Here is a 23,260-nt window from a genome sequence, read left to right as displayed (position 1 = left end):
TCAACTGGTCATGCTGAGCGGGACTTCGCCGACCATGGCGCGATTCCGACCCTGCTCCTTGGCCTGATAGAGCGCCTGGTCCGCGGCGCTGATCAGCACATCGGCAGCCATGCCCGGTTGTGGCGTAAAGGCGGCGATGCCGATGCTCACGGTCACATGCTTGCTGGTGGTGGAGTACGCGTGCGGGATATGGACGCTCGCCAGGGCCTGGCGGATATGCTCGGCCACTTCGGCGCCACCCTCGGCCCCGGTCTCGGGCAGGACTATGGCGAATTCCTCGCCACCGTAGCGGGCAACGAAGTCGCTGGCACGGGAAACGGCACCCTGCAGCACGAGGGCGACCTGGCGCAGGCACTCGTCGCCCATTTGGTGTCCGTAGCCATCGTTGTAGCGTTTGAAATGGTCCACGTCGATCATCAGCAGGGTCAATGGATGACTGGCCCGTGCCGCCCTGCCCCACTCGCTCGTCAGCCGTTGATCGAAGGCACGCCGGTTGGCTACCCCGGTCAGACCATCCTGCTGCGCCATCCGGCCCAGTTCGCTGTTGGCGGTCATCAGTTGCTCGTTGGCGGCATTGAGAGCGTCCCGGGTGGCCTGCAGCTCCTCGATATTTTCCAGCAGCTGCTCCTCGAAGGCCTTGCGCTCGGAAATGTCGCGCATGACCCAGGTAAACAGCCGTTTGGCGCCCAGGTGGATCTCGGTCACGGTCAGTTCCAGCGGAAAGGTCGAGCCATCCTGCCGCTGCCCGAGCATCTCGACCCGTTGACCGATGATGCGACCACTGTGCTCGCCGGTATCCATATATTGCCGCAAGGCAGCCTGGTGCTGCGCCGTCTCGGTATCGGGGAACAGCATCAGCACGGGTTTGCCCATGACCTTGTGCAGGCCGTAGCCGAATATCTCCGCCACGGCCGGGTTCAGCGCCTGGACTTCGCCACAGTCATTGACCACGACGATGGCGGCCTGGACGCTCTCAAGAATGGAATTGAGCAGGGCATCCTCCTCCACCATCTTGGCCTCCATCGCCCGTATTTCGCTCAAGTCATGCAGCACCGAGGCAACAAAGGTGGGGGGCTTGCCGTGCATGCGTGGCGCCACGATGAGCTGGTGCATGTCGGTTACCTGGCCGTCACGGGTCTGCCACTGGGTCTCCCCTTGCCAGGTACCTTGGGCGATCGCCTGCGGAATGCCGGTATTGACCACCAGCTGGTAGGCCCAGTCGGCATAACCATCGCAGGACTTGAGTCCGTCGAGTGGATCGTCCGGCCCCAAGCCCCAGCGCTGACGACCCGCGGCATTGAGGTAGATGATGTTGCCATCCAGGGTGACCATGCGGACGATGTCCGGCAGCATCTCGACCACGGCTTCCAGGCGGTCCCGCTCTTCCTCGATCCGTTTCTGCTCACTGATGTCGTAGCCCATGGCCATGGCGCCGATCACCCTGCCCTCCGCATCCTGCCGCGGGGACAGGCTCATGCGCACGGTCAGGGCGTGGCCGTCCTGGTGACGGTAGATCCACTCGTGCACGCTCGGGCCTCCGCCGTGCATGGCCATGAAGATTTCCGACCCGGGCTCCAGGGGCTGGCCGCGGGCCTCGCCCAGCTCGTGGACATAGCGGGCCAGATCGGCACTGTCGTGGAACAGGGCGGGGGTATGGATGCCGATTACATCTTGCGCCCGGTAGCCCAGCATGGCTTCGGCGGCCTTGTTGAACAGCGTGACGATGCTGTCGCTGTCGATCACGATGATGGCGTAGGGAGCAGAGTCCAGGATATTGCGCTGCAGTGCTTCGGTCGCGGCCAGTGTCATCTCCGCCTGTTTGCGGTCGGTGATGTTGCGGCTGGTCATGGTCACGCCCCAGCCCATGGGGACGATGCGGTTCTCGTACCAACCCTCGCGGATGCGGGTATCGCCGAAATAGACCTCCTCGACAAAGGGCTCACCCGACTCGATCGCCTTGATATAGCGATCGAAGTAACCCAGCTCCTGCGCCGCCGGGTTGACCTGGGATTGCAGCCGCCCCACGAAATGGTCGCGCTCGGCGTTGACCATATTGAGCGCCATCTGGTTGGCTTCGAGCACACTGAAATCGATGATCTGGCCGTTCTGGTCCTTGACCGCCTCCAATACGAATACGGCATCCAGGCTGCCGCTGAACACGGCCCGGAAGAGCTCCTCGCTGCGCGCCACCCTGGCCTGGATGCGCGCCATCTCGGTGACTTCGTGTGCGAACAGGATGGCACCGACCAGATCGCCGGCATCGTCGCGCATGGGGGCAAAGTCGGCATCGAACAGGCGGTGCGTCGGGCCGAGCGCCAAGCGTAATTGTCTGGGCTTGCCCTGCAGGGTTTGCCGGAAGGGATTGATCAAGCTGGCCTGGTCCTTGGGGGCTCTTTGCAGCCATGTCTCCAGCGCGTCCCCCGGTGCGGGTGCATCGCGGTACATGGTCCCGAAGACCTGGCCCAAGGCCGGGTTGAGCAGGGTCACCCGAAGCTGCTTATCAACCGCCAGGATGGGGTCGGCACTGCCACCCAGCACCCCCTGCACCAGCTGCAGCGCGCCAGCAAGCTTGGCCTCGTGGTCCTTGCTGGTCTGGATGTCGGCAAAACTCAGTAGGTAGCGAACCGATTTGAGCAGGCTGCTGCTGCCCGAGGAGATCAGGCAGGCAACCCAACGGCGGCTGCCGTCAGGACGGCGTAGCTGCAACTGCAAGGTTGGGTATTCGCCGCTGGCCGCGAAGGACCGTAGCGCAAGCTGCATATGCGCCTGGTCTTGCGGTTCGAGCAGGGACAACCAGCCCTGGCCGCGCGCGAGCGCTGAGGGCATGCCGGTCATGGCTTGCCAGTTGGCGCTGAAAAACTGCCCCTCCCCATCCTGGTCCAGTGCCGCAACCCCCAGGGGGGCCTGTTCGAGCAAGGTAAAGAACAGCTGTTCGCGTGCCAGCCTTGCCTCGCCCTTGACCGCCTGGTTGGCGAACAGGAGTGCGGCGACCAAGGCCAGCGCCAACATGCCGCCGCAGAACAGTAGCCCGGTATGTGCGGCGGCAAGTTCGGCAACCTGCAGCTCAGTCGGGGTGATCTGGCTGAGCAGCCACCAGTTCTGCGGTCCCGGTCCGGTGGTGAAGGTCGGTTGCCCATTTAGCGATTGTGGCAACCGCAGGCTGGCGGGTTGTTGGTGGCGGAATACCCATAGTCCATCCGCCTCGCGGTAATGGCCTTGTTCCATAGATTGCATCTGCCGCCAGAGCGCCGGGTGCTCGTTTCCCCAGCTGCCACGAGGTGCTTGAGCTTGTGGCGGGGCATTCGGCGATGGTTGGGCCGAGAGCCAGCGCCCCTGCTGGCTTACTACCCCCAGGCGTAGCGCATCGCCGACATTGTGATTGAGCCGGGCCAGCAATTGCTCGGTTGGCAGGTCAAGTACGACAACACCGCGTTTGCTGCCATCGCGGTCGTAGAACGGGGTAAGCAACCGCAGCACCGAGGGATCGGTACCCTGCTTGCCGGGTAAGGGCCCGAGTTCGCCTGCGGCCAGAAAGATACGGCCGCGCGGGAGGCTCAGGCTGTCGCGGAAGTAGTCCTGCTCGTGCAGGTCCTCCAGCAGCTCGGGCGGGATCACGAAGGGATCGCCACGACGGCGTTCGACCTGTAGCCGCTCGTGCCCTTGCAGGTCGATCAGCCGGGCTTGGGCGTAGTAGGGCTTGTAGCTGAGCAGCGAGAGGAAGTGTTGGGCGTGGGCCTGCCAGCGTGAGACGGGCTCTGCGGCCAGGGCCTGCAGTTCACTGTCGTTTGCCAGCAACATCAGATCGATGCCGCAATCGGCAAGGACTGCGCCCATTTCCCGTTCACTGGCAGCCAGTTGCTGTGCCGCCTGTTCGGTCAGCCCCATGATGATCTGGCGACGTTCGGTCTGCCATAGCCAAAGGCTGCCCAGCAGCGCCAGCAAGGCCAGCGGAAGGAATGTGCGCAGCAGCCGGCGTAGCCAGACGGCGCGCGCAGAGAGCACCGGTTGATTCAATCTCCGCCCCGCTCGATTCATTTATTGGATTTTGCGCTGTCTCCAGAACTATAGGCGGTGGCCCAGAGCGAGGCAGCACAAACGTGTGGCGCTTTACATAGTCGAAACCAGGGACATAAAATACCGACGAGTATGCTTATTTGGAGTACGCGGCCTTGAATCGTTCCGCCAACCACACTGCCGAACTTGATATCCACGAAGCCCGCCAGCGCGCGATCCAGGCCTTGCGCCTGCTCAGCAGCGGCAAGGCTGCCGCGGACGTGAACTATGGCGAGATCGCTGCCGAGACTGGCCTGCCCTGGCAGACCGTCAAGCGGCTACTTGGCCCGCGTGAGGATTTCGCCAGCCTGCTGGATGGAGATGCCCCGCAACCGCTGGACACCCGTGACCGCATTCTGGAGTCGGCTGCGCGGGTCTTCGCCCAGAAGAGCTACCAGGGCGCCTCGCTCGACGAGGTGGCGGCCGACGCCGGGCTGACCAAGGGCGCAGTCTACTGGCACTTCAAGAGCAAGAACGATCTCTTCTTTGCCTTGCTCGATAGCCGCTTCCAACAAGAATACGACCAGCACCTGCCGGAGGCATTGGCCCGGGAGTCTGCCCATGTGGACCCGAAAGATAGCATGAAGGAGCTGCTGGCCGGTGTGCTCGAGCGGGTCAAGCATGATCCGGACTGGCCTCGCCTGTTCCTCGAGTTCATGGGCCAAGCCCGCGACCCGGAAGTGCGCAACCGGCTCTCCAGTGCTTATCAGGATTCCTGGCGCATGTCCGCCGGTCTGATCACCCACCAACACCAGCTGCGTGGCCAACAGCCACCGGCCGACCCGGAGCTGCTTGCCGTCTTCTGGAGTGCCCTGATGGACGGCTTGATCCTTTCCTGGCTCATCAACCCCGAACGTATCCAGCTCGATAGCCTGATGCCGCGCATCGTCGACATGCTGTGGCAAGGACTGGCTCCCCAATCCCCCGAATCAACGAAGGAGTAAAGCCATGCAAGCCCTCCGCTCCCGTTTCAATCGCCGTACCGTGGTTGTCAGCGTCTGCGCTGCGCTGGCCCTGGGCGGTATCGTCGCCAGCCAATCCGGCCAGGCCGCCAATGAAAAGGAAAAAGCCGGCGACAAGGACAAGAAGCCCGCCGTCGTCCTGGAGCTGGCCGCGTCCGACATCGCAACCGTGACCGATGGCAGCCTGATCCAACCACTGGCCCTGTCGGGCACCCTGAGCGCCGTGCGGCAGACCGCCATCAATGCCGAAGTCGAGGGCGTGGTGTCGGAAGTGCTGGTGCGACCCGGTGAGGTGGTCAAGGCCGGCCAGACGCTGGGCCGCTTCGAGACCAGCGACCTTGGCCATCTGCTGGCCACCCGCCAAGCCAACCTGGAGCGTTCCCGCGCCGAGATGCAATTGGCGGAGAAGAACCGCGACCGCAGTGCGAACCTGTTGAAGCAAGGCTTTATCTCGCCCAACAGCAATGACGCCACCGAGAACAGCCTGGCCGTTGCCGCCGCACAATACCGTGCCGACCAAGCCCAGCTCGCCATGGCGCAGAAGGCCATGCACAACAGCATCATCCGTGCGACCTTCAGCGGCATCGTCTCTGAGCGCAAGGTCGAACCGGGTAGTCGGGTAGCCATGAACCAGCGCCTCTTCAGCGTGGTGGACCTGAGCGAGCTGGAGTTCGAGGCTGCCGTGCCGGTCAATGGCCTCGCTGCTGTGAAAGTCGGGCAGGAAGTGACCCTGACTATCGAAGGCTTCACTGGCCGCGAAATGAAGGGCCGGGTCGAGCGTATTGCCCCGGTGGCCGACAGCGCATCGCGCATGGTGCCGGTCTATGTACGCCTGAAGAACCCGGACGGTGCGCTCAAGGGCGGCATGTTCGCCCAAGGGCAATTGGCGATCGCACGGGCCGACCATGCCGCCACCCTGCCCTTCGGCGCGATCCGCGACCTAGGTACGGCAGCGCCCTATGTGCTGGCTGTGGAAAACGGCAAGGCGGTGCGGCGGCCAGTCAAGCTCGGTCTGTTGAACGAGCTGAGCAAGCATGCGGTGATCGAGAGCGGTGCGCAGCCAGGTACCAAGGTGGTGATCGCCAAGATCGAGAACATCAAGCCTGGTCAGTCGGTCAAGCTGCCGGAAGCGAACAAGTCCTGATCCTGGTGGCCAGCCGTTGATGCGCCTCACCGCGTGTTGACGGCCGGTTTGCCGGCAGGCTTTAGAAAACAGACAGCTGGCGCTAAATGCCGCCTGTCTCTGCATAACTTCGTCTGAGGGAATGACCATGTGGTTCACCCGAATCAGCATCAAGAACCCCATCTTCGCCACCATGCTTATGGTGGCGCTGGTGGTGCTCGGCCTGGCTGCCTATTGGCGTCTGCCGGTCGAGGAAATGCCGGACGTGAAATTCCCCTTCGTGGTGGTGGTCACGGCCTATCCCGGCGCCTCGCCGGAGATCGTTGAGAACGAGATCTCCCGCCCCATCGAGGAAAAGATCACCGGTCTTTCCGGGCTCAAGCATGTCTCGTCCGACTCCTACAACGGCCAATCGGTCGTGGTGGCAGAGTTCGAGCTGAGCATGGACACCGAAAAGGCCTTGCGCGATGTGCGCGTCAAGGTCGACGAGGCCAAGGTCGAGTTCCGCAAGGAAATCAAGGAACCGCAGATCATCCAGGCGCGTAACGACGACCGGCCGACCATCTCTGTGGCGCTGACCAGCGACAAGCTGTCGGCCCGCCAGCTGACCGTGATCGCCGACCAGACCGTACGGCGCCAGTTCCAGACTCTCAAGGGCGTGGCCAGCGCCACCATCGTCGGTGGCGTGGAGCGGCAGGTACGCGTGCAGCTCGACCCCGCCCGGATGCGTGCCTTTGGCGTGGGTGCGGATCAGGTCATCTCTGCGCTGCGTAGCGAAAACCAGGAAGTGCCGGTAGGGAATATCGAGTTCGACAAGACCGAGCGCATCGTGCAGGTCAAGGGCCGTATCAAGGACGTAGAGGACTTCCGCCATATCATCGTTACCCGCAGCAACGGCCAGGTGATCAGCCTGGGTCAGGTGGCCCAGGTGTTCGATGGCGAGGATGAGCAGCAGTCTTTGTCGCGCGTGAACGGCAAGCGGGCGATTTCGCTGGATATCCGCAAGGTCGATGGCTCCAACACCATCGAGGTGACCGACGCGGTCAAGGAGATGGTCAAGAAGCTCGACAAGGAGATGTCGGAAGACGGTCTCAATCTGGCCGTGGTCAACGATTCCTCCAAGGGCATACGCAACTCGCTGTCCGATGTACGCGCCACCCTATTGGAAGGCGCCGCACTGACCATCCTGATCGTCTGGCTGTTCCTGGGCTCTTGGCGTTCCACGGTGATCACCGGCCTCACCCTGCCAGTGGCGCTGATCGGTACCTTCTTTGTGCTGCAGGCCTTCGGCTTCACCCTCAACGTGATGACCCTGATGGCCCTGTCGCTCTGTATCGGCCTCTTGGTGGACGATGCCATCGTGGTGCGCGAGAACATTGTGCGCCATGTGGAAATGGGCAAGGGTCATTACCAGGCGGCCATGGATGGAACGCAAGAGATCGGTCTTGCCGTGCTGGCTACTACGCTGACCATTGTGGCAGTGTTCATGCCAGTGGGCTTTATGGGCGGCATTATCGGCAAGTTCTTCTACCAGTTCGGTATCGCGGTCTGTGCCTCGGTGCTGATCTCGATGTTCGTGTCCTTCACCCTGGACCCGATGCTGAGCTCGGTCTGGCATGACCCGCATATCCACGGTGCCCGCCACGGCGGCATCTTCGGCCGCATCCTGGACGCCTTCGAGCGCTGGCTGGATCGCGTCTCGGCCTTCTATGGCCGGGTGATCGCCTGGGTGCTGGAAGAGAAGCGCCTCAATATGAACAAGTGGGTGGTGTTCGCCTTGGCGGTGGTGTTCCTCCCCATCACCATCCTGGCCGTATTCACCCGTCCGCGTGCCCGTGCCTGGATCATGTCCGGCTTCAAGGGCAACCCGACCTGGTCGCATCGCTTCCTGGTGGTGCTCGCCGGCATCCTGTCCTTCGTGTTGGCGCTGGCTATCCCGGCCATGGGCGGGGTGGGCACCGAGTTCATTCCCAAGGCTGACGTGGGTCGCATCTATATCGACTTCCGTACCCCCATAGGCACGGCCATCGAATACACCGAGGTAAAGGTCAAGCAGGTTGAGGCGGCGCTGCATGAGTTCAAGGAGATCGACGAGGTCTACTCGACAGTGGATGCGGACTCCAAGCACATCACCAATGTCACCATCAAGCTGGTCGACAAGAAGAAGCGCAGCCGTGGCCAGGAAGAGCTGGTCAAGTTGATCCGTGCCCGTATCGAGAAGATTGCCGGTATCGAGGTACGCAACGTGCGCGGCCAGGGTGGCGGCGGTGGAGATGGCGGTGCGATCGCAATCCAGGTGCAGGGCAAGGATCTGGATGAACTCAAGCGTATTGCCGAGACCATTGCCGAGCGTCTCAAGCGCATCCCGCACGTGACCGAGGTGCAGACCTCGCTGCGCGCTGCCAAGCCCTCAGTGGATATCGAAGTCAACCGAGAGATGGCCGGCAAGGTCGGTCTCTCCGTGGGGCAGATCGGTCAGGCACTGCGTCCGCTGATCGCCGGTGACGAAATCACTACCTGGAAGGCCCCGGATGGCGAGAACTACGACGTGATCCTGCGTCTGCCCAAGTCCAACCGGCGTATCGCCGAGGACCTGGCTGACCTGCCCATCGCCAGCCACGACATCGACCCGCGTACCGGCCAATACGCCATGGTGCCGCTGGGCCAGGTGGCTACGGTGAAGGACAGCGGTACCTCCACCCTGATCAAGCGTCGCGATTCCTACCGCAACGTGACCATCAATGCGGATGTGGATGGCGTGCCGGTGGGGTCGGTGCAGCCCGAGATCAAGAAGATGCTGGAGGGCATCCAGATGCCGCCGGGCTACCGCCAGGTGCAGGAAGGTGACAATGAGTTCATGACCGAGTCGGCGGGCTTTGCTGGCATTGCGATGCTGATCGGCATGGTCTTCATCTATCTGGTGCTGGCTTCGCAGTTCGGCAGTGTGCTGCAGCCCTTCGCCATCATGACCTCCTTGCCACTGAGTCTCCTGGGTGTGTTCCTGGCGCTGATGGCCTGGCGCAGCACACTCAACCTCTTCTCCATCATCGGCATCATCATGTTGATGGGCTTGGTGACCAAGAACGCGATTCTGCTGATCGACTTTGTGAACCGACTGCGGGCCGAGGGCATGAACCGCTTTGATGCCATGGTCGAGGCTGGTCGGGTGCGCTTGCGCCCCATCCTGATGACCACCTTCGCCATGATAGGCGGCATGCTGCCGCTGGCCCTGGCGCTGGGTGAAGGGGCGGAGTCACGGGCACCCATGGCGCACGCCATCATCGGCGGGGTGATCACCTCCACCCTCCTGACCCTGGTGGTGGTGCCGGTGGTGTTCACCTACCTCGACGACCTGACCGCCTGGCTGCTGCACTTCTTCAAGCCCAAGGGCGAGGCCGTGCATGGCCTGCCCGCCGGGTTGGAGAGTGCGCCGGAACCCGGTACCGGCCGCTGAACGTCGCTGTTCGGCAACGAAAAGCCGTAGTTCGTCGCATGACCTTATACGGCCGGCCTGGTGCTCGTTACCATGCCGGCCGTTCTGTTTGTTTTTTGGAACGCTAAGAAAACCAACACAAAGGGAATAGAGGCCGCCATGCAATTGTTGACCGTGTATACCGAGCCGAACCGCTTGTTCGGAGAGCTCAAGCTCAAATCGAACTTCATCCTGCCGCTGGTGCTGACCATTGTGGCGCTGATGGCCGTATGGCTCACCTACTACCAGCGCGTGGACGCCAGCTGGTTGATCGATCACTTCGCCAGCACCGCTGGTACCCCCGCCAAGCAGGAAGCAATACGCAAGAGCATGAATGTCGGCGTATTGAAGTGGGGTTCGCTGATTGGTGGTCCGCTGTTCCTGGTGGTGATCTACCTGATCAGCGCGCTCTACTACAAGCTGGCCGGCAAGATTTGCGGCGTTGAGGCCCGTTATGGCCAATGGCTGAGCTTCACCGCCTGGGCTGCCATGCCGGCGCTGCTTTCGCTGCTGGTTGCCCTGATTCAAGCCATCATCATGTCGCCGCAGACAGCACCTGGCGATATCAGCCTTACCCATCTTGACCCGCTGCTGAGCAGCTTGCCGCTGGACCATCCCTGGAAGGGCTGGTTGAGTTCCTTTGACCTGCTCAATCTCTGGAGCATCGGTCTTGCTGCCATCGGCTGGCGTAACTGGAGTGGCAAGGGCTGGGGCCAGGCCATCACCGTGGCCGCCCTGCCCAGCGTGGTGATCTATGGCATCTGGGCCGCGGTCATCGCTGCCACGCACTAATTGCTTGTTGCCGCCACGCCTTGCGTGGCGGCCTATCTCATTCTTACATCGGAACTTCCATGCACTTGCCGTTCAAGAAGAAGTGGCTGGGTCTAATCGCCATCATCCTGGTCATCATCGTGCCTCTGACGCTCAAGGCCCGCAGTGCCGGCCAGGGCAAACCGGTCGATATGGCGCCCTTGGCCAGCCAGGAGATCCGCCCGACCATTTTGGCCTCCGGCACCCTCGCCTTCCGTACCGAGGTCGCGCTGACTGCCGAGGTGACGGCCAAGGTCAAGGAGATCCTGGTGGCCGAGGGCGATGATGTGCAGAAGGGCCAGGTATTGCTGCGCCTGGACCCGGAGAGCTACCGCAATGCCATCGAGCGCGAGGAGGCTGGACAGCGCCAGAACCGCATCGGCATCGATCGCCAGAAGGTAGCACTGGAGCTGCGTCGCAAGCAGTTCGACCGGACCGATAAGCTCTACAAGGCCGGCATGATCGACCACTCCAAGTACGATGAAGACCGCAACCAGCTGGAGCTGGCCGAGGTCGAGCTGAAGTCCAGCGAAGAGGCCCTGCGGCGTGCCAGTGCCATCTTGGCCGAGGCGCGCGACCAGCTCAGCAAGACCGAGGTAAAGGCGCCGGTGACAGGCCGGGTTGTGGCCCTGCCGATCAAGGTGGGCGAAACCGCCATTCCCTCCACCATGAGTCTCGCCGGCGCGCAGCTGATGACCATTGCCGACACCTCGGCCATCAAGGCTGAGCTCAAGGTCGACGAAGGCGACATTGCCCGTATCGGCATGGGCCAAGTGGTGGATATCTACGCCGCGGCCTACCAGGACAAGCCACTCAAGGGCACGGTCGAAAAGGTAGCCTTGGCGCCCACGGTCGAGAACCAGGCGCGCGCCTACAAGGTGACAGTTGCCCTGGCTGACATCGGCGAACAAAAACTACGTTCTGGCATGAGCTGCCGGGCCGAGATCTATCTCAGCGACGGTAAGAAGCGGCTGGCCGCACCGGTCGAGGCCATCCTGAGCGAAGACAAGGACGGCAAGCAGACCAAGCGCTATCTGATCCTGGCGCGTGAGGGCAAGGCTGAAAAAGTGGAGGTCGAACTGGGCCTGTCCGATGACAAATGGCAAGAGATCGTCAAGGGCGCCAAGGCGGGCGACAGCATCGTCACCGGTCCGAGCCGCTCCCTGCGTGAGATCAAGGCTGGCGACAAGCTGAGCCAGCGCCCGGCAGAAGACAAGGACAAGAAACCGGCCAAGGGTGACAAGGAATGATCACACTCTCCGGCATCGTCAAACGCTACCGGATGGGTGACGAGGAGTTCAATGCCCTGGCGGGTGTGGACCTGCATGTCGAGCGCAATGAATACGTGGCGCTGACCGGGCCGTCCGGCTCGGGCAAGTCCTCGCTGATGAATATCCTGGGCTGTCTCGATACCCCTACCGAGGGGCACTACCATCTGAACGGACAGGATGTGGCCACGCTGGGAGATGACGCCCTCGCCGGCATCCGCAACAAGGAGATCGGTTTCGTCTTCCAGAGTTTCCATCTCCTGCCTCGCCTCAATGTGCTGAACAATGTGGCGCAGCCGTTGGTTTACCGTGGCCTCTCCCCTGCCGAGCGTGAACGCCTGGCGACCGACGCACTGCAGCGCGTGGGTCTGGGGCAAAAGCTCAAGCATCTGCCCAACCAGCTTTCCGGCGGCCAGCGGCAACGGGTGGCAGTGGCGCGTGCCCTGGTCGGCCGGCCGTCCATCCTGCTGGCGGATGAGCCGACCGGTAACCTCGACTCCCGCACTTCGGAAGAGATCATGGCACTGTTTGACGCCCTGCATTCCGATGGCCAGACCGTGATCCTCGTCACCCATGAGGCCGATATCGCAGCCCATGCGGCACGAGTGATCCGGCTGGTGGATGGCAAGATCGATTCCGACCTCAGACAGGAGCGCAAAGCATGTATCTCCTGATCGAATCGCTGCGGGCGGCCTGGCTCAATCTGATCGCCCACCGTCTGCGCAGCTTCCTGACCACCCTGGGCATCATGATCGGTACCGCTTCGGTGGTGGCCGTGGTGGCGCTGATGCAGGGTTTTTCGGACTCCATCAAGGCGCAGTTTGCCGACCTGGGCGGTACCGCCCTGACGCTCAAGGCCAGCAACAACTTTGACAACTTCAATAGCGGCAATATCAATCGCTTGCAGCTGACCGACCTCGACCTCTTGCGCTATCGGGTGGAGGGCATCAGCCATGTGGCGCCGGTCATGCAGGTCGCCTATGGCGGGGCCGTGCGCTACAAGGGCAAGAGCAGCTCGCCCCAGGTGTTCGCCACTTCAGCCGACTACACCTTCGTCGAGCACCGCTTCCCCGAGGTAGGCCGCTTTATCGTCGAAGGCGACGATCAAGGCCGCCGCCGGGTAGCGGTGATCGGCCCCAAGCTGCGCGATGACCTCAAGCTGCCGCAAAATCCGGTCGGCGAGTTCATCCAGGTCGGGACCGAGTGGTTCAAGATCATCGGCATGATGGAAAAGCGTGGTGAGATCTTTGGGCTCTCGCAAGATAACTACCTGATCATGCCCTTTGACGTAGGCCGGGCGGTGCAAGGGCAGAACCGGCGCCTGATGTATGAGGCGCACTTCACCGTATCGGCCATGGACGAGGTGGACCAGGTCAAGGAGCGGGTAAACCGGGCCATACGTTCCGCGCACAAGATACGGGCGGGCAAGGACGACGACTTCGAGGTCGAGTCGGCCGATCAGCTGGCCAAGCAGTTCGGCCAGATTACCGGCATGGCGACCTTGGTGCTCGGTGGCATTGTGGGCATCTCGCTCCTGGTGGGTGGCATAGGCATCATGACCGTGATGCTGGTCAGCGTGACCGAGCGCACCCGCGAGATCGGCATCCTCAAGGCCCTGGGCGCCACCCGGCAGGACATCCTGGTGCAGTTCCTGCTGGAGGCCGGCATGCTCTCCCTCCTGGGGGGCTTGATCGGCATCGCCATCGGCGTGCTGCTGGGCCATGGTATTGCCGCCCTGATCCCGAACTTCCCGCCGGCTTCGGTCCCCTTCTGGGTGGCCTTGGGTGCTGCTTTCTTCTGCGCCTTGGTCGGCGTGGTGTTTGGCATCATGCCGGCATCCAAGGCCGCCAATCTCGATCCCATCGAGGCCTTGCGTTACGAATAGCGACTCGACAGCCACCGCCCTGCCTGCGCAGGCGGTGGCTGGCTCGCCAAGATCATAGGTCTTGTTGCCTCAACCCGAAACGGAGAACAACCGTGAACAAGCCCATACTGCTGGCAGCCCTGATTGCCGGCGGCCTTACCGCGCACGCGGCCGATGCACCTGCCTACAAAGGCTTGGGGGCTGACAGCGTCAGCGCCGAAATCCTGGAGAAATTCCGCGCCAAGCCACTCGATGCCGAGCTGAGCCGCAAGGTGCAGAGTATTCTTGACCTGCGTGCGCCGGGTGGTGGGGTGCTGAGCCCGGATGGCAAGTCGCTCTACTTTGGTTGGCGGGTGACCGGTGTTGCGCAGGTGTGGCGCGTGGATGGACCGCAAGCCTTCCCTGTGCAGATGACCGGTGGCGAAGATGCTACCGGCGTGGCCGAGATCACACCGGATGGCAAGTGGCTGGTACTGAGCCGCGACCGCAAGGGCGAGGAGAACCCCGGCCTCTACCTACAGCCTGCCCGTGGTGGCGAGCTCTTGACCATCCAGCATATTGCGGGCGTGCAGACCATTGCCGAGTTCGTCACCGACGATAGCCGCTATGTCTACTTCCGTAGCAACGATGAAGCGCGTGACAGCTACACCTTCTACCGCTACGAGATCGCCAGCGGCAAGAAGGAAAAACTGTTCGCCGGCAAAGGCAGCTGGAATATTGTCGACCACCGCGCCGACGGGACCCTGCTGCTGCAGAAGGAAAACAGCAACTCCGCTACTGAGATCTGGGAGTGGAACCCCAAGGACGGCAAGCTCAAGCCCATCCTGGGCCAGGACGAGCGCGAAGACTATCGCGCAAGCTATGGCGCGCATGCGGGGGAACTGCTGATCCTGACCAACAAGTTCGATGAATTCCGGCGCATCTACCGGCTGGTGGGTGGCAGGTTCGAGCCCGTCTCGCCGGCGCAGCGCTGGGATGTGGCTGGCTACAAGCTTGATGAGCGCAAGCAGCGTCTCTATTACACCGTCAATGAAGGCGGCTACAGCAAGAGCTATGCGTTGGACGCCAAGTCCTACAAGCCACTGAAGCTGCCCGCCTTCAAGGGCATGGACCACGTGGTGGTCGGCTCGGTCAGCCGGGATGGCGGCAAGGTCATCCTGGGGGTGGAAAACGGCACCATGCCGCGTACCAGCTTTGTCTTCGACTGGAGGCTCGGCAAGTTGACCCAATGGGTACTGCCATCCACGCCGGAGGCAGATACCGGCAAGTTCAGCGTCGCCAGCCTGGAGACCTATCCGGCCCGAGACGGCACCCCCATCCCGATGTTCGTACGTCGTCCCACCAAGTGCGAGCCTGGTCCCTGCCCGGTTATCGTGAACTTCCACGGTGGGCCCGAGGCCCAGACCATCGCGGGTTTCTCCGCTGTGGCACAGCTTTACGTGGATGCCGGCTTTATCTTTGTGCAACCCAATGTGCGTGGTTCGGATGGCTATGGCAAGGCCTGGCTGCACAGCGATGACGGCCCCAAGCGGCTGGAGGTGGTGACCGATATCGAAGACGCCGCACTCTATATTCGCAAGCACTGGGGCAAGAATGGCGTGGCGCCCAAGATCGGCGTCTCTGGCGGCAGCTATGGCGGCTACTCGGTGCTGGTGGCCATGACCATGTTTGCCGGCGCTTACGACGCGGGCGTGTCCAATGTAGGCATCTCCAACCTGCTGACTTTCCTGGAAAACACCGCGCCGTATCGTCGTGCCAACCGGGCAGCCGAGTATGGCGACCCGGTCAAGGACCGAGAAGCGCTGATCAAGCTCTCGGCAACCAGCTATATCGACCGGCTGCAATCGCCGTTGTTGATCATCCAGGGTGCCAGCGACCCGCGTGTGCCGGTGGGTGAAGCCATCCAGATGTACGACGCCGCTCAGCGCAAGGGCATTCCCTCCGAGCTGATCATCTTTGCCGATGAAGGCCACGGTGCACAAAAGCGTGAGAACCAGGTGGCAACCTATGGCCACACGCTGCGCTTCTTCGAGCGTTACCTGAAGGGCACCAAGTAAGACCTCACTCGTAAGTATAAAAAAGGGAGGCTTAGGCCTCCCTTTTTCCTGGTGTTATCTAGCTCAGGCTTCACGCAACAGCCTTGAGCGTGAGGCTGCGACTGCCACCCCCAGACAAGTGGCCGCGAGCAGGCCCAGCCCGGCCTGCAGGCCAAAGCCATGCACCATATAGCCCATGACCGGCGGCCCCATCAGTGCACCGGTGTAGCCCAGCGTGGCGACGCCGGCTAGTGCAGCAGCCCCTTCCCTGCCTGCTGCGCTGAAGATGACCGGGAAGACGGCCGCGACCCCGAGGCCGGCCAGGGCAAAGCCCAGCACGGCGACAGCGATGGCGGGGGCGAAGATCGCGACCAGCAGGCCGACCACCGCGAGCACGCTGCTACCCGCCACCAGACGGGCTGCGCCGTAGCGCTCCTTCAGCCCGTCACCCAGCCAGCGTGCGACCAGCATGGCACCGGCAAAGGCGGCATAGGCCAGTGGCGCCAGCGCTTCGCTGGCATGCAGATGGTCACTCATATAGAGCGAGATCCAGTTGGTCAGCGAGCCCTCGGCGATAGCACCCAGAAAGGCGATCATGCCCAGCCAGACCAACGCGCCGTGCGGCAGGGCAAAGTGCTTGCGTCCCAGCTCCGGGTCGGGTGCATCGCAAGGCAGTATCTTCCAGGCGACCAGCAGCACGCCGGTCAGTACCACGGCAACCAGCACGAAGTGCAGCCAGGGGGCAAGTTCCGCCCCCGCGGCGGCACTGCCCAGCAGCGCCCCACCGAAGGTGCCGACGCAGAACCAGGCATGCAGCATGGACATCAAGGATCGGCCCGCCTCCCGTTCCTGCTCGGCACCGAGTGCATTGATGGCAACGTCGAAGCTGCTGGTGCCCGCGCCCAGGCAGAACAAGCCGAACATCAGAAGCGGCCAGTTGGGCAAAAGAGCCAGCACCGGCAGGACCAGCAGCAGCCAGATGCCGGACAGCAAGGCTGCCTGCCGCGCGCCGTAATGGCCGACCAGCCAGGCGGCGATGGGGAAGGAGCACACAGCGCCTATCCCGCTGCCCAGCAGTACGGTGCCCAGGGTGGCCGGGTCGAGCTGCAATGCATCGCGCAATGCTGGCAGGCGGGATGCCCAAGTGGCGTAGACCACCCCCAGCAGGAAGAACAAGGCAGGTATGGCTGCCCGTAGCAACCGCCCCGAACTCACCACCGGGGTGCCGATTTTATTCGACGACATCCGACAGCGCTTCCAGTTGATCCTGCAATTCCAGCCAGCGGGCCTCTACTTCAGCCAGCTCAAGGTCGATATCGGCCTGCTTGCGGATCGCCTGTTTGAGCCGCTCCTTGGCCGAATCGGCATAGATGGCTTCATCCGCCAGCTCGGCGGTCAGGATGCTCTTTTGTTCGGTCAGCGCCGACAACCGGGCTTCGACCTTGGCCAGCTCCTTCTCCAGCGGCTTGCGCAGACCCGCCAGTTTTTGGCGGGCTTCAGCTTCCTGGCGCTTCTGTTCCTTGCGGTCACCGGCTACAGCCGGTGCTGCGGCAACAACGGCTGCGACCGGGGCGCTGCTGGCGGAGGGCGCTACGGCAGCGGTCTGATCGCGGTAGCGCTTGTAGTCGTCCAGATCGCCGTCGAACAGGTTGACCTTGCCATCCTCGACCAGCCAGAAGCGGTCGGTGGTGGCACGCAGGAGGTGCCGGTCGTGCGAGACCACCACCATGGCACCCACATAGTCCTGCAGCGCCAGGGTCAAGGCATGGCGCATCTCCAGATCCAGGTGGTTGGTCGGTTCGTCGAGCAGCAGCAGGTTGGGCCGCTGCCAGACGATCATGGCCAGTGCCAGGCGGGCCTTTTCACCACCTGAGAAAGGCGCGACCGGGCTGCGGGCCATCTCGCCACGGAAGTCAAAGCCGCCAAGGAAGTTGAGCAATTCCTGCTCGCGTACATTGGGGCTGAGCTTTTGCAGGTGCCAGAGGGGGCTCTCGTCCAGTCGTAGATGTTCCAGCTGATGCTGGGCGAAGTAGCCTATCTCCAGGCCCTTGCCCTCGACCCGCTCACCCGCCACCAGCGGCAGATCGCCCGCCAGCAGCTTGACCAGGGTGGATTTACCGGCGCCATTGCGACCCAGGAGGCCGATGCGTGCTCCGGCCTCGATACCCAGCTCCACGCCATCCAGCAGGCGGTTGCCGCCGTAGCCGGCGGCACCGTGTTCGATCCGCAGCAACTGGGTAGGACTGGAGACCGGCTCGCGGAAGCTGAAATCGAAGGGCGAGTCGACATGGGCGGCGGCGATGCGTTCCATGCGCTCCAGCGCCTTGATCCGCGACTGCGCCTGACGGGCCTTGGTGGCCTGGGCGCGGAAGCGATCGATGTATTTCTGCAGGTGGGCAACTTCGCGTTGCTGTTTGTCGTAGGCCTGCTGCTGTTGTGCCAGCTTTTCCGCCTTCTGGTTCTCGAAGTCGGCGTAGTTGCCGGTATAGACGGTGATCTGGCCGTTGGCGAGATGGGCGATGGCGTTTACCGTTGCATCCAGGAAGTCCCGGTCGTGCGAGATCAGGAGCAAAGTGCCTGGGTAGCTGGCCAGCCAGTTCTCCATCCAGAGCACGGCGTCCAGGTCCAGGTGGTTGGTCGGCTCGTCAAGCAGCAGCAGGTCGGAACGGCACATCAGCGCCTGAGCCAGGTTGAGGCGCATGCGCCAGCCACCCGAGAAGCTTGCCACCGGCCGGGCCATATCGGCCACCGAAAAGCCCAAACCGGACAGGAGCTTGCTGGCGCGCGCGTCGGCGCTGTAGCCATCGACCGCCTCAAGCTGCCCCAGCCATTCGGCATAGGTGGTGCCGTCGTGGTCGGCATTTTCAAGCTGTCGCTGGATATGCCGCAGCTCGGCATCGCCATCGAGTACGTAGTCGAGTGCGCTGCAGGTCAGCGCCGGGGTTTCCTGGCGGACCGAGGCCACCACCAGGTTGGCGGGATAATCGAGGTCACCGCCGTCAGGGTGCAGTTCACCCCGCAGCAGGCTGAAGAAACTGGATTTGCCGGCGCCATTGGGGCCGACGATGCCAACACGCTGGCCGCGATGCAGCACCAGCTCTACACGGTCCAGCAGCACCTTGGTGCCACGCCGCAGGGTAAGGGAGGAGAGACGTATCATCCCGCAATTTTACCAGAGGGCGGGACACGTTCCCGAGACATGGAAATCGTCTAGAATTGGCGGGTTCCTTTTTCCGACCCGTCCATGTCTCCCTTCGACGCACAGCACGCCGACACCGCGCTGACTGCCTACCTCAACCTGTTGAAGAACAAGGGTGCAGCCACGGCGATCGTCACGCGCCGCAAGCATATCCTCCGGCACCTGCTGTCCGGCCTGGAGAGCCTGTCCGGCAACCATATGGTGGACGATGACGCCGGCTATCGGCGGGCGGTGGACGGAACGGTCGACAAGTTTCCTGACGACCAGCAGCTTGAGATCATCACCTCGGCACGGGAGTTCCACCCGTTCTGGATAGGCGATCTGAAGACGATTGCGCGACTCAATGCGGCCGATGCGCTGTCGCTGGGGACGACCCAGGTCGATCTGCGCGGCAGTCTGGTGGACATGTTCCAGCGGCTTGACGCCGACCCCTGGTCGGGCGAGCGCCAACCGAGTCTCGATGAGTACCTGTCACGGCTGGCGGAATCTGGCGCGGAGGACGCGGTGATGGATATCCGCGAGCGGCTTTTGACCTTGCTGCTCTACATCATCCGCCATGCAGAACCTACGCCGCTGGCGTACCGGGCGGGGGTGGATGCGATGCTGACATTGTTTTCCAAGGAAGATACCCGTCGCTTGTTTATTGAAATGGCGCGCGAATTTTTCTATTTCTGGAATGGCTACAACCAAGGCGAGCCGACTTCGCTTGCCCACGCTGCCTAATCCAACTTCCAGAGCCCCATGAGCCGTCCTTCCCCAGAACAAGCACTCGAACGGTACCTCGATGATCTGAAGCGGCGCGGCCTGAGTAATAAACAGCTCACGCTGGCCCGGCATTTCCTCCGCCATCTGCTCTCTACCCTGCGTGATTTGCCGCAGGATGGTTCTGGCTACCGTAAGGCGGCCGAGATGACACTGCGCAACTTTCCCGAAGACGCCCAGTTCGTGGAAATGCTGCGCGACTTCTTTCCCCATTGGAATGGTGAGGCACCCGACACGGTCAGCGGCCCGGTGCCCCGGCCTGCCGCGCCGCCGCCAGCTTCTCCGCCTGTCAGTGGCGGCCAAGCTGCGGCGAGTACCGCCAGCGCCGGCACCCTGCTCGCCGCCGTGGGGCGCATGAACGCCGACCCTTGGTCACAGGCCAGCCTGGCCCAGCTGGAGCGGCACACCCATCAGCTCAAGAGCTTGGCGCGCTACCAGGAAGAGCTCAAGAAGGCGGGCGTCGAAGATCTCAACATCCAGGCCCGCAGCCTGCTGATCAAATTGCTGCTCTATACCACCCGGGAGGTGGTGCAGAACACCGACAACTACCGTAAGGGGGTTGATCAGGTGCTGCTGCTGTTCCCACAGCAGGAGCGTTGGCATGTATTCGTCAGCTTGGCCCGGGAATTCTTCTACTTTCTGGCCAATGACCCGGAAGCCAGCAGCAAGCTGCAAAAACAGATCAGTACCGCAGATCTGCAAGGCTTGATGACCACCTAGCGCACCGCAAAAATAAACAGGGCGCCACGGCGCCCTGTTTGCTTTCCCTTGGCCGTCAGACAGGCCAGACCTGCAGCTCAGCGCTTGCCTTTCAGGCCCAGTGCCAGTGCAGCGCCAGTCAGCAAGGCAAAGCCCAAGGTGGACCAGCCCGGCAGCGAGAGACCCAGCAGGGTCCAGTCTATGATCGCGCACTCGCCGCTGCCCCGGAGTACCTCGGCTACCACGCTACCGAAGGAGGAGGTCTCCAGCATCTGGAACAAGCCTGCGCCGCAACTTGGCAGGTGCTCTGGCGGCCAGTACTGCAGGATGGTGTGGCGCAGGGCGATGGCAAAGCCGCTCAGCCCCAGGAGCGCCGTCAGCAGCCCGTAGACGCGGTAGCGGCGCTGGCCGGGGCCATGCAGGGCGGCCAGCAGCGCCACTATCCCCACGCCGATCACGAACACCCGCTGGAACATGCAGAGCGGACAGGGGTTGAGGTATTTGTAGTACTGCAGGTAGAGGGCAAATGCCATCATGCCGGCACAAGCCAGGGCGATCGCGAAAAAGCCCGCGCGGCGGGTAAGAAGCCAGTTCATGGTTATAGCAAGCGTAGGAGATAGTGGTCAGGTCGGCTCAGACAGCAGCAGGGCCTGGGTGGTTTCATCAAGATCGAGCGCAATATTGTGGGCCGACAACACGCGGTTGTCGGTGGGGCGCACGATCTTGAGATTGAGGAAGATCTTGTCCGGTGTGACCGCGTAGGTGCCCACTACAACCGCCTGGACGTTGTGGGCAAGGCTGATGTCCTTTACCTCGCGCGACAGCAGGAGCTCGCCCTTGCCCTCGCGCACAAAGATGCTGCCACGCAGCTTGAGCTCGACCAGCGGGTAGCCTTGCTGGGTAAAGCGGGCGGCAACCTGCTCGGCCAATACCCGGCCCAGGGTGGAACTCTCGGTCAGGCGGTCGATATTGACGAAGGTGGCCACGATCAGTGGCGCGTCCTTGGCCACCACAGGCTGGCTCAGCGCCGCCAGCTGGTCGGCAGCGTCGTAGCTGGCCTTGATCAAGGGGTTCTTGGCGCCCGACTGGTAGTGGGCGCAACCGGCCAGGAGCAGCAGCGCCAATGCGTACAAACCGGCCCGCATCAGAGGCTCCCCGTCACAGTCATCTGCTTGGTCACGGAGGGCGGCGCGGGGGGCGGTGGCGGAGGTGGCAGCAGTGAGGCGTCGTAGAGCTTTACGTCAGCCTGGTTGACCGCATAGGCCTCGGTACCGCGGAACAGGTAGCGGGCACCGTTGCCCAGCGCGGTGGTGACCACAATCTGCAGGCCACTGGCGAGCTTGACCGACTGCACGTCGGCTTCCAGTACCAGGCTGGTCTCGCTACGGCGCTGCGCTACAGCGACGCCCTGCTCGCTCAGGTTGCTCTGCAAGTATTGACGCAACGCCAGGGCAAAGGGTGTGGGCTGTGCCGGCTCGGCCACGTAGACCAGGCGATCGCCCAGACTCAGCTGGCTGGCCCGCTGCGAAAGGCGATAGGCCACGTCGCGCGCCAAATCGCCCCAATCTGCCGGGGCGCGCAGCAGTTTAGCGCCAGCGGTCTGGCTGGTTTCCTTGGTGGCGATGGCTTCTTGCCGCATGCGCTGCAGATAGGCGCAGCCGGTGAGCGTAAGCAGCAAGGTCAGCAGTAGCAGGCGGCGAAACACGGCGTCAGTCCTCGTTGGTAGCCAGCGCGGCTGGATCATAGCCGAGAAAGCGCAGGATGTCCTCGCGCCGCCGCATGGCGTCGGAATAGCCGAGTTCGATCAAGTCGCGCGCATAGCGCTTGTGGAACAACAAATAGGAAGTCAGTACGGAGCCCTGCCGCCGCAACGCCCCTAGGCCACGTAGCACGAAGCGCATGGTCCAGGGAAAATGCGCCGTATGGCGCGAGGCTATCTGCTCCAGCGGTCTTGAGGGCGAGATTACCAGCATCTCCACCTCACGCAACTGAACGTCGCGGCGGGCCTTTACCTCCTCGGGGACAAAGGAGAGCGTGCGGTTGACGCGGTTGATACGTTCGAGGTCAACCTCCATGCCATCGATGAATACGCTGTTCATCAGGTGGCCTGCAACCTGCGCCAGGGTCGGGTAGTTGGGTGCATACAGCCGTTCGGTCGGCGCCTCCCGGGCCGGCGACACGCCGATGACCAGCACCTTTTCGGCGCCCAGGTGCAGGGCGGGGCTGATGGGGGCGACTTGCCGGACCGAGCCGTCACCGAACCATTCCCGGTTGATCTGCACCGCCGGGAAGACAAAGGGGATGGCGGCCGAGGCCAGCAGATGCTTGAGATCGATCTTGGCACGGGCCCCCAGCCGCTGTACGCGGTTCCAGCCTTTGATGTCATCCGAGGCTTGGAAAAAGGACACCGATTGCCCGGAGTTGTAACCGGAAGCCGTGATGCTGAGGGCGCGCAGATGGCCGCTGTCTATCGCCTGCTGGATGCCGGCGAAGTCGATCAGCCGTCCCAGGAGTGAGGACAGCGGCGCGTTGTCGAGAAAAGATCGGGGATTGAGCTTGCCCATGCCACCGGCAAACAGCGAGCCGACCCAGTGGAAGAAGTACTTCAGGATGGTGCTGACATCGGTGCGATAGACCTGGTCGACCGAGAGGTTTTTCCAGACGAACTCAAGCTTGCACACCGCCCTGCGGAAATTCATGCTGCCGGAAGCAAGCGAGGCGGCATTGATGCCGCCGGCCGAAGTGCCGGAGATGACCTGGAAAGGATTGGGGGCGTCGTGCGGCAGCATCTTGGCGATCGCGCGCAGCACGCCTACCTGATATGCGGCACGGGCGCCGCCCCCTGACATGATCAGGCCGATGAGCGGCGACTTGGGATCTGGCATGGACTCCTCATTTATTGTGGTTACAGCCTCGCATCTGCTCCTCAAGCATAGTGCATGCCGTGTTGAACGGGCATAAAGCTGAGGGAGGCGCTGCAAAAGTGTCGCAAGTCACGGCACCGATACCTTG

17 protein-coding genes are annotated in these 23,260 nt (G+C 62.8%); 10 read left to right on the top strand and 7 right to left on the bottom strand.

Translation table 11 applies throughout. The features are described from left to right. Positions 1-4,002: a PAS domain S-box protein gene (locus VIM95_RS15045; protein ID WP_331987208.1), complete on the bottom strand. Its 4,002-nt coding sequence runs from the start codon at positions 4,000-4,002 to the stop codon at positions 1-3. 167 nt (positions 4,003-4,169) lie between these two features. Between VIM95_RS15045 and VIM95_RS15040 the strand changes: the two genes are divergently transcribed. The 8 genes from VIM95_RS15040 (at position 4,170) to VIM95_RS15005 (ending at position 15,609) form a co-directional block, all read left to right on the top strand. Beyond that, positions 4,170-4,997 carry a TetR/AcrR family transcriptional regulator gene (locus tag VIM95_RS15040; protein WP_331987205.1) on the top strand — a complete coding sequence of 276 codons (828 nt, stop codon included), beginning with the start codon at positions 4,170-4,172 and terminating at the stop codon, positions 4,995-4,997. A gap of 4 nt (positions 4,998-5,001) precedes the next feature. Then, positions 5,002-6,159 (top strand): efflux RND transporter periplasmic adaptor subunit, encoded by a 1,158-nt coding sequence (locus VIM95_RS15035; protein ID WP_331987202.1) that lies wholly within the window; start codon positions 5,002-5,004, stop codon positions 6,157-6,159. Positions 6,160-6,286: 127 nt separating this feature from the next. Further along, a complete protein-coding gene (locus tag VIM95_RS15030) occupies positions 6,287-9,592 on the top strand; it encodes an efflux RND transporter permease subunit (protein ID WP_331987199.1) in 3,306 nt (1,101 codons plus the stop codon). Positions 9,593-9,730: 138 nt separating this feature from the next. Beyond that, positions 9,731-10,402, top strand: coding sequence for a YIP1 family protein (locus VIM95_RS15025; RefSeq protein ID WP_331987196.1), 672 nt, complete (start codon positions 9,731-9,733; stop codon positions 10,400-10,402). 59 nt (positions 10,403-10,461) lie between these two features. Continuing rightward, positions 10,462-11,670 (top strand): efflux RND transporter periplasmic adaptor subunit, encoded by a 1,209-nt coding sequence (locus VIM95_RS15020; protein WP_331987193.1) that lies wholly within the window; start codon positions 10,462-10,464, stop codon positions 11,668-11,670. Then, positions 11,667-12,362 (top strand): ABC transporter ATP-binding protein, encoded by a 696-nt coding sequence (locus tag VIM95_RS15015; RefSeq protein WP_331987190.1) that lies wholly within the window; start codon positions 11,667-11,669, stop codon positions 12,360-12,362. Before VIM95_RS15020 ends, VIM95_RS15015 begins: the two co-directional genes overlap by 4 nt. Then, complete coding sequence (locus VIM95_RS15010; RefSeq protein WP_331987186.1) at positions 12,350-13,573, top strand: ABC transporter permease; 1,224 nt, start codon at positions 12,350-12,352, stop codon at positions 13,571-13,573. The genes VIM95_RS15015 and VIM95_RS15010 overlap by 13 nt, the downstream gene beginning before the upstream one ends. Positions 13,574-13,665: 92 nt before the next feature. Further along, positions 13,666-15,609 carry a S9 family peptidase gene (locus VIM95_RS15005; protein ID WP_331987183.1) on the top strand — a complete coding sequence of 648 codons (1,944 nt, stop codon included), beginning with the start codon at positions 13,666-13,668 and terminating at the stop codon, positions 15,607-15,609. Between the two features lie 63 nt (positions 15,610-15,672). Here VIM95_RS15005 and VIM95_RS15000 read toward each other — a convergent pair whose 3' ends face one another. Then, on the bottom strand, positions 15,673-16,833 hold the full coding sequence (locus tag VIM95_RS15000) for an MFS transporter (RefSeq protein WP_331987180.1): 1,161 nt from the start codon (positions 16,831-16,833) through the stop codon (positions 15,673-15,675). Next, positions 16,820-18,748: an ATP-binding cassette domain-containing protein gene (locus VIM95_RS14995; protein ID WP_331987176.1), complete on the bottom strand. Its 1,929-nt coding sequence runs from the start codon at positions 18,746-18,748 to the stop codon at positions 16,820-16,822. Before VIM95_RS14995 ends, VIM95_RS15000 begins: the two co-directional genes overlap by 14 nt. 84 nt (positions 18,749-18,832) lie before the next feature. On the opposite strand from VIM95_RS14995, the gene VIM95_RS14990 reads away from it, so the two are divergent. Together VIM95_RS14990 and VIM95_RS14985 are read left to right on the top strand one after the other, a co-directional pair. Further along, the gene (locus VIM95_RS14990) at positions 18,833-19,510 is read left to right on the top strand and encodes a hypothetical protein (protein WP_331987174.1); all 678 of its coding nucleotides are present in this window, start codon (positions 18,833-18,835) and stop codon (positions 19,508-19,510) included. 18 nt (positions 19,511-19,528) lie between these two features. Then, positions 19,529-20,269: a hypothetical protein gene (locus VIM95_RS14985; RefSeq protein WP_331987170.1), complete on the top strand. Its 741-nt coding sequence runs from the start codon at positions 19,529-19,531 to the stop codon at positions 20,267-20,269. A gap of 77 nt (positions 20,270-20,346) precedes the next feature. On the opposite strand, the gene VIM95_RS14980 is transcribed toward VIM95_RS14985, so the two are convergent. From VIM95_RS14980 to VIM95_RS14965, 4 genes are read right to left on the bottom strand one after another with little or no spacing between them, the layout of a single operon-like run. Next, entirely contained in the window at positions 20,347-20,844 is a 498-nt protein-coding gene (locus tag VIM95_RS14980) for a disulfide bond formation protein B (RefSeq protein ID WP_331987168.1), read from the bottom strand. Positions 20,845-20,871: 27 nt separating this feature from the next. After that, positions 20,872-21,393 carry a FlgO family outer membrane protein gene (locus VIM95_RS14975; protein WP_331987164.1) on the bottom strand — a complete coding sequence of 174 codons (522 nt, stop codon included), beginning with the start codon at positions 21,391-21,393 and terminating at the stop codon, positions 20,872-20,874. Next, a complete protein-coding gene (locus VIM95_RS14970; RefSeq protein WP_331987161.1) occupies positions 21,393-21,953 on the bottom strand; it encodes a hypothetical protein in 561 nt (186 codons plus the stop codon). Before VIM95_RS14970 ends, VIM95_RS14975 begins: the two co-directional genes overlap by 1 nt. Positions 21,954-21,957: 4 nt before the next feature. Continuing rightward, positions 21,958-23,133: a patatin-like phospholipase family protein gene (locus VIM95_RS14965; protein ID WP_331987157.1), complete on the bottom strand. Its 1,176-nt coding sequence runs from the start codon at positions 23,131-23,133 to the stop codon at positions 21,958-21,960. Positions 23,134-23,260 lie beyond the last annotated feature (127 nt).

The sequence above is a fragment of the Chitinimonas sp. genome (assembly GCF_036568685.1).
Classification (GTDB): Bacteria; Pseudomonadota; Gammaproteobacteria; order Burkholderiales; family Chitinimonadaceae; genus Chitinimonas.
This window is presented reverse-complemented; position numbering and strand designations above follow the sequence as displayed.